At 43.0% G+C, this 17,804-nt stretch carries 13 protein-coding genes; 4 read left to right on the top strand and 9 right to left on the bottom strand.

From position 1 onward, the window contains the following. Positions 1-53 precede the first annotated feature (53 nt). Positions 54-2,291, bottom strand: coding sequence for a DUF4838 domain-containing protein (locus tag AAG747_RS02205; protein ID WP_346819484.1), 2,238 nt, complete (start codon positions 2,289-2,291; stop codon positions 54-56). A 64-nt stretch (positions 2,292-2,355) separates the two neighbouring features. Then, the gene (locus AAG747_RS02200; protein ID WP_346819483.1) at positions 2,356-2,874 is read right to left on the bottom strand and encodes a gamma carbonic anhydrase family protein; all 519 of its coding nucleotides are present in this window, start codon (positions 2,872-2,874) and stop codon (positions 2,356-2,358) included. A 367-nt stretch (positions 2,875-3,241) separates the two neighbouring features. Between AAG747_RS02200 and trpS the strand changes: the two genes are divergently transcribed. The 3 genes from trpS to AAG747_RS02185 all read left to right on the top strand — a co-directional run bounded on the left by trpS (position 3,242) and on the right by AAG747_RS02185 (position 6,596). Next, positions 3,242-4,216, top strand: coding sequence for a tryptophan--tRNA ligase (trpS, locus tag AAG747_RS02195; RefSeq protein WP_346819482.1), 975 nt, complete (start codon positions 3,242-3,244; stop codon positions 4,214-4,216). A gap of 339 nt (positions 4,217-4,555) precedes the next feature. Next, positions 4,556-5,680, top strand: a complete 1,125-nt coding sequence (dnaN, locus tag AAG747_RS02190) for a DNA polymerase III subunit beta (RefSeq protein ID WP_346819481.1) — start codon at positions 4,556-4,558, stop codon at positions 5,678-5,680. A 100-nt stretch (positions 5,681-5,780) separates the two neighbouring features. Then, positions 5,781-6,596 carry a hypothetical protein gene (locus AAG747_RS02185; protein ID WP_346819480.1) on the top strand — a complete coding sequence of 272 codons (816 nt, stop codon included), beginning with the start codon at positions 5,781-5,783 and terminating at the stop codon, positions 6,594-6,596. A 76-nt stretch (positions 6,597-6,672) separates the two neighbouring features. On the opposite strand, the gene AAG747_RS02180 is transcribed toward AAG747_RS02185, so the two are convergent. Continuing rightward, complete coding sequence (locus tag AAG747_RS02180) at positions 6,673-9,600, bottom strand: DEAD/DEAH box helicase (protein WP_346819479.1); 2,928 nt, start codon at positions 9,598-9,600, stop codon at positions 6,673-6,675. Between the two features lie 354 nt (positions 9,601-9,954). Beyond that, positions 9,955-11,010 carry an ArnT family glycosyltransferase gene (locus AAG747_RS02175; RefSeq protein WP_346819478.1) on the bottom strand — a complete coding sequence of 352 codons (1,056 nt, stop codon included), beginning with the start codon at positions 11,008-11,010 and terminating at the stop codon, positions 9,955-9,957. Positions 11,011-11,193: 183 nt separating this feature from the next. Here AAG747_RS02175 and recG point away from each other — a divergent pair, with 183 nt between their 5' ends. Further along, positions 11,194-13,287 carry an ATP-dependent DNA helicase RecG gene (gene recG / locus AAG747_RS02170; RefSeq protein ID WP_346819477.1) on the top strand — a complete coding sequence of 698 codons (2,094 nt, stop codon included), beginning with the start codon at positions 11,194-11,196 and terminating at the stop codon, positions 13,285-13,287. Between the two features lie 75 nt (positions 13,288-13,362). On the opposite strand, the gene rpsP is transcribed toward recG, so the two are convergent. The 5 genes from rpsP to AAG747_RS02145 form a co-directional block, all read right to left on the bottom strand. After that, positions 13,363-13,959 carry a 30S ribosomal protein S16 gene (gene rpsP, locus AAG747_RS02165; RefSeq protein WP_346819476.1) on the bottom strand — a complete coding sequence of 199 codons (597 nt, stop codon included), beginning with the start codon at positions 13,957-13,959 and terminating at the stop codon, positions 13,363-13,365. Between the two features lie 150 nt (positions 13,960-14,109). Further along, positions 14,110-14,898, bottom strand: coding sequence for an SDR family oxidoreductase (locus AAG747_RS02160; RefSeq protein ID WP_346819475.1), 789 nt, complete (start codon positions 14,896-14,898; stop codon positions 14,110-14,112). Positions 14,899-14,941: 43 nt separating this feature from the next. Further along, the gene (locus tag AAG747_RS02155) at positions 14,942-15,409 is read right to left on the bottom strand and encodes a c-type cytochrome (protein ID WP_346819474.1); all 468 of its coding nucleotides are present in this window, start codon (positions 15,407-15,409) and stop codon (positions 14,942-14,944) included. A 356-nt stretch (positions 15,410-15,765) separates the two neighbouring features. Then, a complete protein-coding gene (locus AAG747_RS02150; protein WP_346819473.1) occupies positions 15,766-16,290 on the bottom strand; it encodes an acyl-CoA thioesterase in 525 nt (174 codons plus the stop codon). Between the two features lie 107 nt (positions 16,291-16,397). Further along, positions 16,398-17,654 (bottom strand): DUF819 family protein, encoded by a 1,257-nt coding sequence (locus tag AAG747_RS02145; protein ID WP_346819472.1) that lies wholly within the window; start codon positions 17,652-17,654, stop codon positions 16,398-16,400. Positions 17,655-17,804 lie beyond the last annotated feature (150 nt).

The following is a 17,804-nucleotide window of genomic DNA, read 5'->3' as shown; positions in this document are numbered from 1 at the left end:
ATTTAAGTAAAAAAAGAGCCTTCCGGGTCTTCATCACTTGGAAGGCTCTTTTTTTATCGGGCCATTACTTCGTCCACAAATATCCAGGATGGCATTCCTGCTCCATGATGCCAATGGGGAGCCGTATCCATATTATCCGCAACCACTTTAAGATACCGCACCTTTACAGGAGAAACCTCAAGGGTAAAATATTGAATATCATTAATTTTACTTTTCGCACTCAGTGGCTCCGGGTTAGAAACCGTGCCTAAGGACTGGTAATGATTTCCATCCAAGGAATAGGAATAGGTAACACGCTGAGGCAAAAAGACAATATGATTGACCACTTGCAAAAATGCGGAGGATACCTCACGCACTTCTGTTTCTTCACCCAAATCAATGACCGCTTCCAGGTCATTCCCTTCAAAGCCCAGCCAATTGGCATAAAAGTTCGCACCGCCCAAAGCTCCGTCCGTCAAGGTTTGTGGATCTTCATTGGCATATTTTTTAGGCTTTTGCAGCAATTTTACGGGCTTTCCACGGAGCAAATTCGGCTGTTGTGCTCTTTTCAGGGTACGGTCATAAAATTCCAGATATTCCTGAACAGTATACCCCATTTCATTCATTAATACGATGTCCTGCTCCTGACAAGTCTTTCGGAAACGCTCCAAGCGCTCTCGCAAACGCAGAGGTTCACTCCACTCCCCATTTTCATTTTGCTCAGTCAGGGAAAATGATTTTGATAGGTTCTTTCGGGAAGCTTCCAGAATGGCATAATCCACGCTCAAGCGTGCTGCTTTTACTCGTTGTAATACCTCCGGTTGGTTTATCACTGCCTCTTCAGCCGTATCAAACCATTGATCGTATTGCAAAAGCAAATCCGCATTCAGGTAGGCATCAAACGCCTGAGACGGATCTCCGTACAAAAACAGAAAAAAGTCGGGATGCTCTTTTAAGCTTGTATGTACTTGGTCGATATATTTTTTTACATAAGGCCCTGCTTCTTCATAATAGCCATTCAGAAAATCATTCACAAGCGCTTCTTGGTCGAGATCGGGATTCCAAAGCAACTTGGCTGTCAGGTAAGAGCGGAGCTCAAACAATTCGCTGGGGTGATGGCTATGTTGTTCAAAAACCCATTTCGCCTGATTATCTCGGAATAATTGCACATTGGGTTGAAGTGTATGAAGATTGGGAAAGGGAGCCAGAAAGTTGGTAAATTGTGTGGTATAATCCCAAATCCGTACCTTATCGGTAATTTTTCCCCAAGCGATCAGATCTTCGGTAAAATCCTGACATTTCTCCGAAATCGGGCCGCTGCGGTCGCACTCAATGGAACAGAGGGTAATCAACACATTTTCTCTGGGCTTAAGTTGTCGAGGAGCTTTACGGGTATACTGATAAGCCAGAGTAGAAATCATCTTATTGGGAAAGGATGCGGCAATCTTGTTCACAAACTCTATCATCGATCCTGAGGGTGAACCTTCCCGTAAGTCTACCGCCTGGCAGTGTTCGCATTGACAATACTGTTGATTGTCATCCTGGCTTACGGAAATCACCTGAGCATCCGGATGACGACCCAAATAAGCTGCCACCGAATCTTTTACAATCTGAAACACATCTTCATTACTCAAGCAAAGTTGGGTAGGGATTCTTTTGCCATTCCGTAAAGCATAGTATTCGGGGTGGTCTTTGTAAAACACCGCTGAGGGCATAAAGCGATGAAATGTATGTACTCCGGCTCCAGGCACATAAAAGGGAAAAGCCTCATAGGTAACTTTCCGTTTATCGGCAAACGAATGGTCTTGATAATAAAGCCGGGAATGCACCGTACGGGTAGTAATCTCCGGAATATAGCGGTAATCCAAGCCTTTTTTCAGGGTAAGAACAGGCTGGTTGGGCACGAGTTCTGCTTCGGGTGTATAAAACCTACAACCCGTATATTCCTCCAAAAAAGTATACACGGCATACAGGGTACTTTGCGGGCTGCCTCCTTGAATCCACACCCGGTCGCCCTCCGTTTTGATACGGATCTCCGCCTCCGAAGCCGGTTCGGGCAAAAGCCCTATGGAGATAAGTTTACGAGTGGAATCCTGTGTATTTTCTACTTCGACAGGCATTTCTACTTCTGTGATTTGTCGTAAGTAATTTTGTAATTCTTGGGCCGCTTTGGCTACTTTTTCATCGGCATTAGCCTCATGGCTGATCCGGTAGTCCGAGGCCTTATTTCGCGCTAGGGTCAGGTCTGTGTTTTGCTGACAGGCAATGAACATGCTCAACAAGCCCAGACACAAAAATTGTAAGAGTTTCATAGATTTTGTAAGAAATTTATTGAGGGGGAATTTATTTAATGATTGATGTCCGTCCGGATTTTAATTACGGCTTCTCTTCAAACCATTTAGCATACATCACATAATTATTGGCTGTACGCTCAAATACCCTGTGTAAGCGATCGTCCAAAGGCTTAATTTTTTTAGCCGGTACTCCTGCATACAAATACCCTGATTCCAACACACTATTTTCCAAGACAATAGCCCCGGCAGCAATAAAGACTTCGGGTTCTACCACGGCATGATCCATCACAATGGCACCCATTCCCACCAGTACATTATCATGAATGGTGCAACCGTGTACCAAAGCATTGTGCCCTATAGAAACATTATTTTCGATCACAGTAGGAGCCGTCTGGTAAGTACAGTGAATCACGGCTCCATCCTGGATATTTACTTTATCACCGATGGTGATAGAATTGACATCTCCTCGCACAACGGCATTGAACCATACACTACAGTCCTTTCCCATTTTTACATCTCCGACCAAAGTAGCATTTTCCGCAAAAAAACAATTATCTCCCCAGGTGGGAGTAAAACCTCTGACAGTTTTGATTAAAGCCATGGCTATTTTTATTTTAAAGATTGAAGGGTTGAGAGATAATAGGCACCCGGCAAAGGGTGGAAGGTAAATTTAAGGATGATTATGGAATTATGAATAAATTCATTCAGCCGAATCCGAATTACAAAATTTTAGCCTTTATGAAAGGAAAGATGCCTGTCAGAAGACAAAGTGCTCCGTTTCTACTCCTTCTTACACCAGGGCTCCCCGATAAGGGGCAAGAGATTTCCATTTCGACATATAAAAGTACATTTATCGTCAGAATTTATTTACTTTTGCTGCTTTAAATATTGCTTTGGATGAGCTTTGCGAGCATGCGTATTCATACCCTCATCCGAAAAATTATAAATTACTTTAACCCTATTACAAAATGGCTCGAGTACTCACAGGAATTCAAAGTACAGGAAGGCCCCATTTGGGGAATTTGCTGGGGGCGATTATTCCGGCTATTGAAATGTCGAAAGATGCCCAAAACGAATCTTTCTTCTTTATTGCCGATTTACACTCGCTCACTACCATCAAAGATGCGGAAACCCGTGTACACAATATCTATTCGATTGCGGCTTCCTGGCTGGCTTTTGGGTTTGATCCCGGCAAAAATGTGTTCTATCGCCAGTCACGCATCCCTGAAGTCTGTGAGTTGACTTGGTACTTGAACTGCTATACACCTTACCCGATGCTGGCGAATGCCCACTCCTTTAAAGACAAATCCGATCGATTGTCGGATGTCAATGCCGGTTTGTTTACCTATCCGGTATTAATGGCTGCGGACATTCTCTTGTACGATGCCGAATTTGTACCCGTGGGAAAAGACCAAAGACAACACTTGGAGATCACCCGGGATATTGCCAATACATTCAACCGCCAATACGAAGAGATATTCGTAGTTCCGGAGGCAAGCATCAACGAAAGCGTGATGACGGTGCCGGGTACGGACGGAGAAAAGATGAGCAAGTCGTATAACAATATCGTGGATATTTTCCTGCCTAAAAAGCAATTGAAAAAACAAGTGATGAGTATTGTTACGGACAGTACACCTCTGGAAGAACCTAAAAACCCGGACATTTGTAATGTGTACAAGCTCTATACACTCTTGGCCACGGAGGAGCAAATTGCCGAAATGAGGGCCAACTACCAAGGAGGCAACTATGGTTATGGCCATGCCAAAAATGCACTTTTGGAACTGATTCTGACCAAATTCGAAAAAGAAAGGGAACAGTTCAATTACTATATGGACAACCTGGATGTTCTGGAAGAAATCTTGCAAGCAGGCGAAGGAAAAGCCCGAGCCGTAGCCCAGGGAGTATTGGAAAAAGTCAGGGAACAGTTAGGTTATCAATCATAAGGACGAACCTTAAAACGTATACAAAATCACTGAGCCGGGTAGATAATTCCCGGCTTTTTTCCATTATTTCCCCAGTCAAAAACGTACCGGGGAAAAACGGATTTTTTGACTCTGCGATTGCGCATTTTTGCAATCGACTTTTTAAGGAGCGAAAGCGGGCCATTTTCCCATGGAAATGGTGCATTTTTGCCAAAAAATTTTATTTTTACACAATTGACATAAAAGTCTTAAAATTCGATCACGATCACTAAAGAACGTCATTTAACATCCGGTTTTATTCGATGCTTAAATACTTTCTTCACTTATCATTAACTAAAAGCCAAACGCAGTAATAAATTTATGAAGTTCTTAGTATCTACCTCTACATTGCTCAAGCAACTCACAGCCATCAGCGGAGTGATTCCTTCGAATCCTGTGGTACCGATCTTGGAGAACTTTCTTTTTGAGATCAATGGAGGGGTTCTGAGCATTACAGCTTCTGATTTACAAACTTCCATCATTACGAAAGTCACTGTGGAAGCCGAAGAGAATGGAAGTATTGCCATTCCTGCCCGCATGTTGATCGATACTTTAAAAAACCTGCCGGAACAACCTGTCACGTTTACCATCGATTTTGATACGTACAGCATCGAAATCAGCTCTGACAACGGACGGTATAAACTGGCCGGGGAAAATGCCGCTGACTTTCCTAAAATACCGGAACTCAGCCGGGTGGATACCATTGAAATTCCCTCTGACGTATTGGCCACAGCTATTGGCTATACCCTGTTTGCCACCAGCAATGACGATATGAAACCCGCCATGAACGGGGTGTTTATCAATGTGACCGGTGACCACGCAAACTTTGTTTCTTCTGATAGCCACCGACTGATCCGCTATCGCAGAGAGGATTTGAAATCGGAATACGATGCCTCTTTGATCATTCACAAAAAGGCGCTTTCGCTGTTGAAAAATTCTTTGCCAAGTGAGCGGGAAATTGTATCATTGGAATTCAATTCGGCCAATGCCATCTTTACCTTTAGCAATATCAAATTGATCTGCCGCCTGATCGATGAGCGCTTCCCGGATTATGAAAATGTAATCCCGGTTGATAATAATAACTTGGTGACGATTGACAGAGCAGAACTGCTGAGCTGTTTGAAACGCATCAGCATTTACGCGAATAAGTCCACCAACCAAGTGCGCTTTAAAATTATGGGCAGCGAATTGAAGGTGTCAGCCGAAGACCTGGATTTCTCCAATGAGGCCTCCGAACGCTTATTCTGTGAACACGAGGGCGATGACTTGGAAATCGGTTTTAATGCGAAATTTTTAATTGAGATTCTCAATAACCTGCATTCGGAAAAGATTATTTTCAAATTGTCAGAACCGGGACGTGCGGGCTTAGTCGTACCTACCGAAACAGAAGATGATGAAGATGTACTGATGCTGGTCATGCCAATTATGCTACACAATTACGCATAGTTTAACAGGCATTAACCAAACAGATATTAATAGTAGAAATTGAAAAGCCAGTATGGTAGTTGAAAGATTAAACTTCTTTTACTACTAACTGGCTTTTCTTATGAAACATCTGTTACTCATTTTACTACTGTTTAGCACTTCCTGCATGGCCTTTCCTACTCATGACGGGAAAAAAGACAACCCCAAAATCAAATTCCGGATCAAACCCCAAAAATACAAGCCCCGGATGTACAAAAAATACAGTCCCAAAATAATTCGATATCAACATCCTTGGCTTAGTAACTTCTCTATTATGATGGGTGCTGGCCTGTCTGCCTACAACGGTGATTTGAGCACGTTTAAAAGCCTCCGTTTACAAAGGTACTTTTTCAACCCACATGCCAGCTTGGCGGTCCAATACCGCTGGACACAGCATCTTAGCTTTCGGATGGAACTCAGCGCCTTCCAATTGTACACAGATAGCCCTTATCCCCAATTAGCCAAAAGTGTAACGACCCGGGGAATAGACGCCTATGTGGGTGTGGTACAAGACCTCTTTCCCAAACAAAATATCGATCATGGTAAAATCCGTATCAACCCCTATCTGTTTGCCGGAATAGGCGTCAGCAAATTCTCTCCGAAAAGTGTTGATAAAAGTAGTAACGGCTCGCAAGGTCAAACACATGGCTCCGCGACTTATTCAACCACTGCCGCAATACTTCCGGTGGGCTTGGGTTTGTCTTATCATTTTACCGAATCGGTATCGATCCACGGAGAAGCCAGTATGCGCTTTACTTCCAGTGATTATATTGATGGAGTATCAGGAGAACAAAAAACTAATAATTTCAATGACCAATACTATCTCTATTCCTTAAAAGTCAACTTCCAACTCCAAGGGATACAACCCCGTTGGAAACTCAGAAAAAGAAAGCGATAAAAAAGAGATATACAAGCGATTATTGATTAACAACCATCCCTTCCATACCTCTTTGTGATTCTTTTCACCGGCTACATTAAGCAAGCAGGCTTTCTATATCATCTTTGGTTAAGTTTTTCACAAAGCTTTCTTCCGTAGTAATCAAATCATTCGCCAGCTTCATTTTACTTTCTTGCAAAGCCAAAATCTTCTCCTCCACAGAATTTTTTGTAATAAACTTATAGGTAAACACGGTCTTTTTCTGACCGATACGGTGCGCCCGGTCTACCGCCTGGTTTTCGATGGCCGGATTCCACCAAGGGTCCAAAATAAATACATAGTCCGCAGCGGTAAGGTTTAATCCCAATCCCCCGGCTTTCAATGAAATCAAAAATACCGGCATATCCGGATTGTTCTGGAATTGATCTACCTGCTCTTTCCGGTTTTTGGTAGAACCATCCAAATAGCAATACGGCACGTTTTCTTCTTCCAAATGCTCCCGGATAATTTGCAAATGCTTTACAAACTGACTGAATATCAAAATCTTATGATCCTTTCCAATGGCATTATCCAATGCATGTAGAATATCGTTCAACTTACCGGAATCGGCCTCATAATCCTGGTTCACCATTTTAGGATGATTGGCCAGTTGCCGCAGCAAGGTAAGCCCTTGCAAAAGCATAAACTGAGAGCCGGAAACCCCCTTATCTTCGATTTGTTGCAAAATCTTATTCCGATAGTATGACTTGGTCTCTTCGTACAGCTTTTCTTGCTTTTCCGACATATTGCAAAACTGTACTTTCTCAATTTTCTCCGGCAGCTCGGTTGCTACTTGGGATTTATGCCTGCGAAGAATAAACGGCTTAATAATGGTATGCAGCTTTTTGGTCCGCTCCTCGTTTTTGAGCCGTTCGATGGGCTGCTGATAGTGTCGCTTGAAAAAGCCTTGTGTACCAAGCAGCCCCGGGTTGACAAAATGCATTTGCGACCAGAGGTCCATAGTGGTATTTTCGATGGGCGTACCCGTCAAGATCAAACGCTTTTTCGATTTTAACTTGAGTACCGAACGAGCAATATTGGACTCCGGATTTTTGATCACCTGCGATTCATCAAGGATTACATAATTAAAGTAATACTGTTCCAACAACTCCACATCAATCCGGGTAATACCATATGAAGTCAGAACCAAGTCGTAATTATCAAAATTTTCTACGTTCTTTTCCCGATTGGTACCAATGTAACTGAACACCTTCAATTCCGGGGTGAATTTTTTTGCTTCCATTTCCCAATTGTACAACAGGGAAGTAGGCATGATCAACAATGAAGCTTGTTTGACACTTTCCTTGGCTTTTTCTTTTTGCAACAAAGCCAAGGTTTGTACGGTCTTCCCCAAACCCATATCATCGGCAAGACAACCGCCAAAGTTATAATCATTCAGAAAACACAACCAATTATACCCCGCTTTCTGATAAGGACGCAACTGCCCTTGAAAGCCATTGGGCATGGAATATTCATTAATTTGCTCGAAGATTTTGAGTTGTTCCAGTTTGCGGTCTATGGTTACCTTGGCCAGGTTCCCGGTTTTCAACTCCTCCACCAAAGAGAGGTGATATTTCTTCAGACGGGATGAGTCTTTGGCATCTTCTATAAAATGGAAGAGGTCCGCATATTTACTAAACCAAGACTCAGGAATGACAGCCACTTCTCCGTTAGGCAACATGAATTCTTTTTTGCCGGAGAGGATCAACTTTCGCAACTTCACAAACGGAATTTCAAACTCTCCGAACCGTACAATAGCATGCACATCAAACCAGTCCTTATTTTCTTTGATCTCCAGATTGATTTCCGAGTTACCGATAAAATAGACTTTGTCTGTAGAATTCTGTTGAATTTCTATTTGTTGTTCTTTCAACAGCTCCGCATTCTGGGTAATGATTTCAAAAGCTTTGGACTTTTCGATAAAAATCTTGCCCTTCTGTAAATTCAAGCCAAAGGTTTTGAACAAAGCCCGCTTTTCGCTTTCGTACTTTTGGTTCCGTTTGATTTTATAAAATATATAATCATTGCCTTCCCGGATCAGTTTCACACTGTTTTTTTCATTCCCCTGCCCATTCAACATAAAATCTTTATAGGCAAACTGTAAGCTCAGGATGATTTTTTCACCGTCCGCCTCTTTCTGTCCGTTGCCATTTCCATTCAAAGGCAAGCTTTGTTGTTTGCCCACTTCCGTCAGGGAAAGTACCGTACTCGGCTGACAATCTACATTGAGGATTTCAAAGCCCTTGGCATGCACATCGTAAGATTGTACAACATTGACAATGAATTTTTTATAATACGTTTCTTCCAGCTTTTTAGGAATGACGATAAACCGCTTGTTCAAGAACGGTTTCAACTTACTGCCATCCACATTTTCGGCAAAGGAGTAAATATGGTTTTCCACCATCAGCCAGGCAGGCTTGTTGCAAATCACAATTCCGCCTTTGTACTGAAATTCAAGCTTTTTTCCCGCAAATTTAATAGTAGGAAAATAATGAGTATTCTCCTCATTGCGCATGAAATGGAACAACACGGTCGCTTTACCTTCTTGTATATGCAATTGTTTGTAAGTAGGTTCTCCGTCATTGCCCATTTCAAACAGGTATTTGCCCGGCAAGAGCTTTAAGATCTTCGACCGTTGCTCTTCCATGTATTCGGCAATGGCTGCTTGAAGGGTTTTATCTCCTTTTTCTTCGTGATATACATTCAGAAAAAAATCGTTTTTCTTAATTACTTTTTTTGTGCTGAAAAACTTCTTGATAATACTCTCGGGTTGCATGGCATCCATCAATTTGATCAATTGATAATCTATCTCATCCAACCCATTCGCAAATTCCTTAGCATTATGCGAAGAGATATTCTGATGTTGCAAGGTTAATCTGTTCAGGTCGTCCAGTTGCACAACAAAGGACTCAAACAAATAACCCAAAAACTGATGCTCAAATAAGGAGTAAACAATTTGAAATGGCCTGTCCGTTGAAACTTCCATTATTGAGTTTAGTAATCGGTTCTACAAGTATTCCAGATGGCAAATTCTATTACGAATGCTCTGTTTTGATGAACTTAAAAGGGCATTGCTTTTTCATTAAAGCCTTGAACAAGTGAGGGCTATGGAAGCCCATTGCTTCGCTCTTGCTCTTTCCCGAAGTGCATCGTAATCTTGCCTGGTATTAAACTTTTAAAAATAGTCCACAAAGATGAGTTTATGAAATGTTTTTCCTACAAAAAACAAAGACAGCTTCACTGGCTATACCGAATCATCTATTCCCTCTTTGGGCAAGCAATAAAAGGATGGGGCCTCTAAAGAAAAGTTCAAAATATGATTGATTTTTATAGGAAAAATTCAAATTTCACGGGAGGCAGGTATAAACCGGGCCATGGGGATCAGCGCACTGAAAATCAAAAGGTAGTAGTAGGGAATGGCGTACGAAGAATAAGGACCAAGGTCAAAGACCAGCACATAAAACAAGCACAAGCCTGCCAACCCTACCGAGAATACAATATTGCGAAACGCTTGTAAACGGTAGATAATCAACTGATAGCACAAAGCCACCAAGGCAACGGGAATCAACAACCACTGATGCTTGGGTATATACAATACCCTGTTTTCATTGAGCTTGGTAAACTCGGTAGACAAAGCTAAAAAATGCTGAAAAAATCGAGGATATCCCCCATAGGCATAAAATACCCAAATACTATACAAAGCCCCGATAATGCCCGACCAGATAGCAAAACAGGTCCAATACCGCCTTCCTAAACTCAAAAAGAATAGGGCAATAAAGGGCAAAATAAACCCGGCTCTTGGCGATGTAAGCAATGCTATGGCCACCCATATTCCTGAAAATATGGCCGGTCGGAGAAACGCAACCGGGCCCTTTTGCAATATGACAGCCTTTTTGTAGCCTTTGAAAAAAAAATACAAAGCGCATAGCATGAAAAAAGCGGCCGTCAGATCATTACGTCCTTCATGCATAGCCAAAGAAAAAAAAGGATCGTGTGCCAAGACAAAGGCCAGCCCAAGTGAAGCATAGAGAGAAGTATGAAACAATCTATAAAAAAGAGTAAGCACTGCCACAAGCAGTAACCCCGAGAAAAAAACGACTAATCGATAGGAAAAAATTTCAAAGCCTAATAAACGTGTACTCAGGGTAGTCAGTACAAAAAACACCGGCCCGTAGGTAGGCTCTGTGGGTTTCTCCAAATTATCGGCAGCGATGGACCGCCTGAATTCCCCCGTCTCTGAAAACTCTTTGGTCAGGGAGCTCATATAAGTTTCGTCAAACCAAGGCATGGAATGCAAATCCAACGTATACAGATGTACGAACAGGTAAATAAAAAAATAAGCTCCCAGGCTCATTTTAATCCATTGTTTCCTATATTTTAGCTGAAAAATTTCCATACGGACAAAGATAAGCACCGGGGTTCCACTCCTGGTGTATTTTTCATAGAATTCAAGCGGCCACCGGCTCAGACAGGCTTGCTCAACCGGGCTGATTTTGAGAACAAATAAGCATTTCCGAATGGGAAATATGGTTTTCAGGTTCGCCCCTAGCTGTCGATTGGCAACAAAACATTTATTTTTTTGAATTACTTCGATACAAAAATAGAATTTCTGAAAGGAGTTGGCCCACAACGTTCGGATTTGCTTAATAAAGAACTGGATATTTTTACTTTCGGTGATTTGTTACAACACTACCCTTTCCGGCACGAAGACCGCTCCAAGATTTACCAAATCCGGGAAATCCACGGAGACATGCCTTTTGTACAGCTCAAAGGCAGTATTACGAATATAGAAACCCTGGGAGAAGGCAGGAAGAAACGCTTGGTAGCGCGCTTTACCGATGGCAGCGGAGCCATTGAATTAATTTGGTTTCAGGGAGTAAACTGGGTGGTCAAAAAACTCAAACCGGGTGTACAGTATTTGGTTTTCGGAAAGCCCACGTTCTTTAATTCCCGTATCAATATCACCCACCCGGAGTATGAAGTATTGACGGAGGCCAACGAACAAAACCGGGGACTTCAACCAGTCTATTCCACCACGGAAAAGCTCAAGAAAAAATTCCTGGATTCTAAAGCGATTGCCAAACTTCAAATCAATCTGCTCAAGGAAGTCCATGACAAAATCCACGAGACCTTGCCCTCCTACCTGTTGGAACAATATAAATTTGTATCTAAAAGAGAAGCGGTGATCGGGGCTCATTTTCCCAAAAACACTCAAATTTTGCAAAAAGCCATTGCCCGGTTAAAATTTGAAGAGCTCTTCTATGTACAACTGAAATTATTACAACAAAAAAACAACCGGACGGTCCGCTACCGGGGACAGGTATTGAGCCGCGTGCCCACCCTTAATGAGTTCTATAAAAAGCATTTACCCTTTGACCTGACAGATGCCCAAAAGCGCGTCATCCGCGAAATCTACCAGGATTTGAAGTCAGGCCATCAAATGAACCGCTTATTGCAAGGAGATGTGGGAAGCGGTAAAACCATTGTGGCTTTTATCTGTATGCTGATTGCGCTGGACAACGAAGCACAAGCCTGTATGATGGCTCCCACGGAAATCTTGGCCGACCAGCATTATCAAGGTTTAAAGGAGTTTGCCGATTTGCTGGGAATCAGCATCGCCAAACTCACGGGCTCTACTAAAAGCAGCGAACGGAAGAAAATCTTTGCCGGGTTGCTCAGTGGGGAGTTAAAAATTATAGTGGGAACACATGCCTTAATCGAAGATACGGTAGATTTCCAAAACCTTGGTTTGTGTGTAATCGATGAACAGCACCGCTTTGGCGTGGCCCAAAGGGCTAAATTGTGGAAAAAGAAAAGCAAGGCCTCTCCACATATTTTGGTGATGACGGCCACACCCATCCCCCGGACTTTGGCAATGACCTTGTACGGAGACCTGGATGTTTCTATCATTGATCAATTGCCCGCCGGAAGAAAGCCCATTCAAACGATGCACTGGTATGATTCCCAGCGGTTGAAGTTGTGGGGGTTTATCAAAGAGCAAATTCAACTGGGCCGCCAGGTATATATCGTCTATCCCTTGATTGAGGAATCGGAAACACTGGATTATAAAAACTTGATGGATGGCTATGAAAGCGTGGACCGGGCCTTTCCGGAGATCCCCAAAAGTGTCGTTCATGGTAAGATGAAACCCCAGGACAAGGATTTTGAGATGCAACGCTTTGTAAAAGGGGAAACCAAAATTATGGTGGCCACCACAGTGATTGAAGTAGGGGTCAATGTTCCGAATGCCTCTGTGATGGTCATTGAAAATGCCGAAAAATTTGGCTTGGCTCAATTGCATCAACTACGCGGCCGGGTGGGAAGGGGAGCCGAACAGTCCTACTGTATCCTGATGACCAAGTACAAGCTTAGTAAAGATGGGCGGGTGCGACTGGAAACGATGGTCAAAACTAATAATGGTTTTGAAATTGCCGATGTGGATTTGAAATTACGTGGCCCGGGAGATTTATCCGGAACCCAGCAAAGCGGGGTACTGGATTTAAAATTTGCCGACTTGGCCAAAGACAACCAAATCATCAAAGAAGCCAGAGAGGCGGCCCAATCCGTAATCAAAAAAGACCCTGACTTGCAACAAAATGAGCATAGGGTGATTACCAAACAGCTCTCTCAATTGATGAAAAAAGGAGCGGCACATTGGGGCCGTATTTCATAAAAAACTGAACAAGTACATAAAAAAAGACGGCTCTGGAGCCGTCTTTTTTTATTTCATGAAAAGAGACTAGAAAGATTAGTCTTCTTTTTTCTCTTCTTCTTTGTTTTCCTCGGCAGGAGCTTCCTCAGCGGATGCTTCCTCAGTTGCCGGAGCTTCTTCGGTAGCAGCCTCTTCCGCTTTCGCTTCTTCTTCAGCAGGAGCAGCCTCTTCTTTAGGAGCCTCTTCTTTCACTACGATGGGTTGGATACCTTTGTGCTCGGTTTTATCCACCATTCCAGTAAGTACCTCACCTGCGTCAAGTGCTGTTTGCTCATCTACAATGTCGATCAGGTTGGTGAAGTCTTTGGATTTTTTCCACTCCTCGAAACGCTTGTCAGCTACTTCTTGAGTGATGGCTCCTTTGTTCACCCCTACTTGCAAGTGCTTTTTCAACATGATACCCATTCTTGAAAGCAAAGAACGTGTGGTATCTGTAGGTTGTGCACCTACCATCAACCAGTGTAAAGCTCTCCCGGTGTCCAACCTTACATATGCAGGGTGAACGTTAGGGTTAAAATTACCGATTTTCTCTATGAATCTACCATCACGTGGCGAACGAGAGTCTGCAATCACGATATCATACATTACTCTCTTTTTTCTACCTCTTCGGGCTAATCTGATTTTTACTGGCATTGTTCTAAAACAGTTTAAAAATAAATTAGAGAATGGAACACGTCCATCTTTTAAGCCTGCAAATTTATAAAAATTCTTTCAAAGAATAACAGCTACCAAGGGATCTTTCCCATACATTTTTGACAAACCCAAATGAGCCGTATACAAAAGCTACAAGCAAGGGGTATTTCCTCCGTCTACCGGCAAATTTACCCCATTGACAAATGCAGCAGCCGGACTGGCCAAAAACGCTACGGCATTGGCTACTTCACTGGCTTCCGCAAAACGTTGGGCCGGAATAGCCTCCTGCATGGAACGCGCCAGTTCTTCTACGGTAACCCCGGCTTTTTGAGCATTATTTGCAATAAGTGAATCCAGTCGTTGCGTTTTTGTCAAGCCGGGCAACACATTATTCACCGTAATGCCAAAAGGAGCCAATTCTCTTGCCAAAGTTTTGGCCCAACTGGCTACTGCTCCCCGGATCGTATTGGAAACACCCAGATTGGGAATAGGAACTTTTACCGAAGTAGAAATAATATTGATAATCCGGCCATACCGGACTTTTTTCATCAAAGGCGCCAAGGCTTGTACCAAATGTTGATTACAAACCAAATGAGCCGAAAAAGCCTGGGTAAATGCATCTACCGGAGCGTCTATTGCCTGACCGGGGGCCGGCCCACCGGTATTGTTAACTAAAATATGCACTTGCGCTTTTGCCGAAGCATAGCGAGCGATACTTGCCGCCAATTGTGCAGGTTGTTGGAAATCGGCTACCAAGTAGTCATGTACTTGTTCTTGTGTAGTATCCAACTCTGACAATACCTGTTGAAGCTTTTCTTCATTTCTGGCTACCAGAGTCACCGAAGCCCCCAAACTTGCCAGTTCCAAAGCTACCGCCTTGCCAATCCCTTGCGTAGACCCGCAGACCACTGCCTGTTTCTTTTTTAAATTTAAATCCATTGGATTTCAAGGTAATATTTCGTAAAAGACCCTTTCTCTATAGTTAATTTCCTCCTGCCCGGACTTTGGCAACCGCTTCTTCGGTAACAGCCGGGGCATCATTGCCAAAACTTTGCCGAACATAGGACAACACATTGGCAATTTCCGCATCACTCAAATAGCTTACCGGGGGCATATTTCCTTCGTATTTTACACCATTTACCGTAATTTCCCCATCCAGGCCATTGAGCATAATATTGATCAAACGCTCTTCATCCCCTGCTACCCAGTCTGATTTTTCCAAGGGAGGGTACATGTTCGGAATACCGGTTCCGTCTTTTTGATGGCAAACCATACAAACTCTGGAGTAAACGCCTTTACCGGGGTGTATCGCCGGCTTTGCCGCTGTTTCGGTTTTAGGAGTGGTGGTGGCAACTTCCTGTGCTTTTTGATCGTTTGTTTCTTCTTTTGAACCGCAGGCTATGGTCAAGCCCAGCAGTAAAGCATAGCTGAAATACGTTAATTTTTTCATTTTTCAATAATTAGTCATCGTGTTTTTAATTGGCTTAAAATTAGAAGAAAATATTGACTTGTAAGGTACGATTCCGAAGATGTTCGGGAAAATCAACTTTGTAAGCCTTCTGCGAGAATTCTTCTTTGGAAAAACAGTCCCATTGTACTTACACCTCAAAACACCGGGTACATTTACGCACTCAACTCAAAGGATCTGGGAGGGGCTTACTTTCTAAAAAAGTTATCAACACACTTATCAACAATGTTGATAACTTAAAAACAAAGAGGTGATTGGATGCTACATCAACAAAAAACCGCCTTCACCCTATGGAAATAAGGTCAAGACGGGTTCCTTTTCTGTAAAAAGTGTTCTTTTTATTTTTGAGTATCAAAGAAAATAGATTTCAATTCCGTAGCATCTTCGGGTTTCATCCGTTTTCCCAACACCAAGCGTAATTGTCTTCTTCGCAAAGCCCCTTCATACAATTCGATTTCATCTTTGGTTTCGGGTACTAATTCCGGCACACCAATCGGATTACCAGATTGATCCACCGCTACAAAGGTAAAGAAAGCCTCATTGGTTTGGCTGGTAGTGGCAGAAGGCACATTTTCGGAAGAAACTCTAATATGTACTTCCATAGAGGAGTTAAAAGCCCTTGTTACCTTCGCTTCCAGGTAAACCACATCTCCTAATGCGATGGGATGTTGGAAAGAAACATTGTCGACCGATGCGGTCACCACAATGCGGTTCGAATGCTTTTGGGCCGAAATAGCAGCCACCACATCCATCAAATGCATCAATCGTCCGCCCATCAGGTTGTTTAATGGATTGGTATCGTTAGGCAACACCATCTCGGTGGTGGTTACCAGTGACTCATGCGCAAATTTTTGCTTTTTCACGATTAAAAGTTTTTGGTGATTTTTTCAATTGCAAAAGTAACAAACCCTTATTGAGATCCGGCTCAATAAGGGTCTGATAATTTGGAAATCGGTTGTTCATCCTATTGTTACATAGAGGATGCCAACTGCATCAGTTGTGCACAAACCAAGGCCCCGTAGGTGCCCAATGCATATCCCAACACGGCCATCAGCGCCCCTACCGGTGCCAAAGAAGAACTAAATGCAGAAGCGACAATCGGAGCGGAAGCCGCCCCACCGACATTGGCCTGGCTTCCCACAGCCACAAAGAAAAACGGGGCTTTGATAAGCTTGGCCATAAGGATCAAAACCAACGCATGGATCGACATCCAAATCAAGCCTATGGCAAACAAACCGAGGTTGTCTAACACTTCTTTTAAGTTCATTTTCATGCCAATGGAAGCGACCAGTACATAAATAAAGACGCTACCGATTTTGGATGCCCCGACTCCTTCTAATTTGCGAAAGCGGGTAAAAGACAATATGAATCCCAACGTAGTCGCAATGACTACCAGCCAGAAAAAGCCAGAGGTCAAAGAATTAAGACGCAGCTGTTCCAAGGTATCTGTGAATTGCTTCATATAAGGTGTGATCAAATCAGAACCCATATGAGCCAAAGCGGTAGCCCCAAAGCCCACAGCTAAAATCATAATGTAGTCCGTCACATTCGGGATCTTGGCAATGCTTGCCTGGTAATTTTCCACCCGGTGTTTCAGTTCATCAATGGCCGAAGCATCCGCTTTTAACCAGCGGTCTATTTTCTTGGTAATGTTCGCTCCATACAGCAAAAAACCCATCCAGATATTAGCGACTACCACATCCACCACCAGCATAGAGGCAAACAAACTGTCACTTACTTTAAAAATTTCTTTCATAGCGGTTTGGTTTGCTCCTCCCCCAATCCAGCTACCGGCAATCGTGGCCAGCCCTCTCCAAACCTCTTCCGTACTGGAGAGGTTCAATAATCCCGGGGCAATCAAAGAGATGATTAAAATAGCAATCGGCCCTCCTACTACGATTCCCATCGTAGCGGTTAAAAACATGATAATGGCTTTAGGCCCTAATTTTATAATTCCTTTAATATCGATGCTCAAACATAAAAGCACCAAACTGGCAGGCAGTAAATAACGGGAAGAGACAAAATACAAGTTCGATTCTTCTCCGGAAACCAAGCCTAAAGGCCAGTTGAGAAAGGCGGGAATAAAATAACAGAGTAATAAAGAGGGGATGTAAGTATAAAACTTCTTCCAAAAAGGGTTGGAGCTTCCTGCTGTGATAAATATTAGCGCAAGTACAATAGTTAGTAGCCCCAAAACGATGGCATCGTTGGTAAATAGTGGTTCCATTTAAATTATGGTTGAAAATTGATGTTTAATTCGGAGGGGTTTACCTGGTTGTTAGGCATCTGCGACCTGTAATGGATATGCGGTGGCATCAGTAAACTAATTCCCAACTCCCTCTCTTGACTCTTTGTTTAAGGATTTCTCCTGTAAAAA

It is taken from the genome of Rapidithrix thailandica (assembly GCF_039710355.1).
Taxonomy (GTDB): Bacteria; Bacteroidota; Bacteroidia; order Cytophagales; family Flammeovirgaceae; genus Rapidithrix; species Rapidithrix thailandica.
This window is presented reverse-complemented; position numbering and strand designations above follow the sequence as displayed.

Bases quoted from the DNA above. Each gene is read 5' to 3' on its own strand.
- rpsP (WP_346819476.1), bottom strand. From the start codon at position 13,959: ATGCCAGTAAAAATCAGATTAGCCCGAAGAGGTAGAAAAAAGAGAGTA.
- AAG747_RS02200 (WP_346819483.1), bottom strand. From the start codon at position 2,874: ATGGCTTTAATCAAAACTGTCAGAGGTTTTACTCCCACCTGGGGAGAT.
- AAG747_RS02175 (WP_346819478.1), bottom strand. From the start codon at position 11,010: ATGGAAATTTTTCAGCTAAAATATAGGAAACAATGGATTAAAATGAGC.
- AAG747_RS02160 (WP_346819475.1), bottom strand. From the start codon at position 14,898: ATGGATTTAAATTTAAAAAAGAAACAGGCAGTGGTCTGCGGGTCTACG.
- AAG747_RS02155 (WP_346819474.1), bottom strand. From the start codon at position 15,409: ATGAAAAAATTAACGTATTTCAGCTATGCTTTACTGCTGGGCTTGACC.
- AAG747_RS02185 (WP_346819480.1), top strand. From the start codon at position 5,781: ATGAAACATCTGTTACTCATTTTACTACTGTTTAGCACTTCCTGCATG.
- dnaN (WP_346819481.1), top strand. From the start codon at position 4,556: ATGAAGTTCTTAGTATCTACCTCTACATTGCTCAAGCAACTCACAGCC.
- trpS (WP_346819482.1), top strand. From the start codon at position 3,242: ATGGCTCGAGTACTCACAGGAATTCAAAGTACAGGAAGGCCCCATTTG.
- AAG747_RS02180 (WP_346819479.1), bottom strand. From the start codon at position 9,600: ATGGAAGTTTCAACGGACAGGCCATTTCAAATTGTTTACTCCTTATTT.
- AAG747_RS02145 (WP_346819472.1), bottom strand. From the start codon at position 17,654: ATGGAACCACTATTTACCAACGATGCCATCGTTTTGGGGCTACTAACT.
- AAG747_RS02205 (WP_346819484.1), bottom strand. From the start codon at position 2,291: ATGAAACTCTTACAATTTTTGTGTCTGGGCTTGTTGAGCATGTTCATT.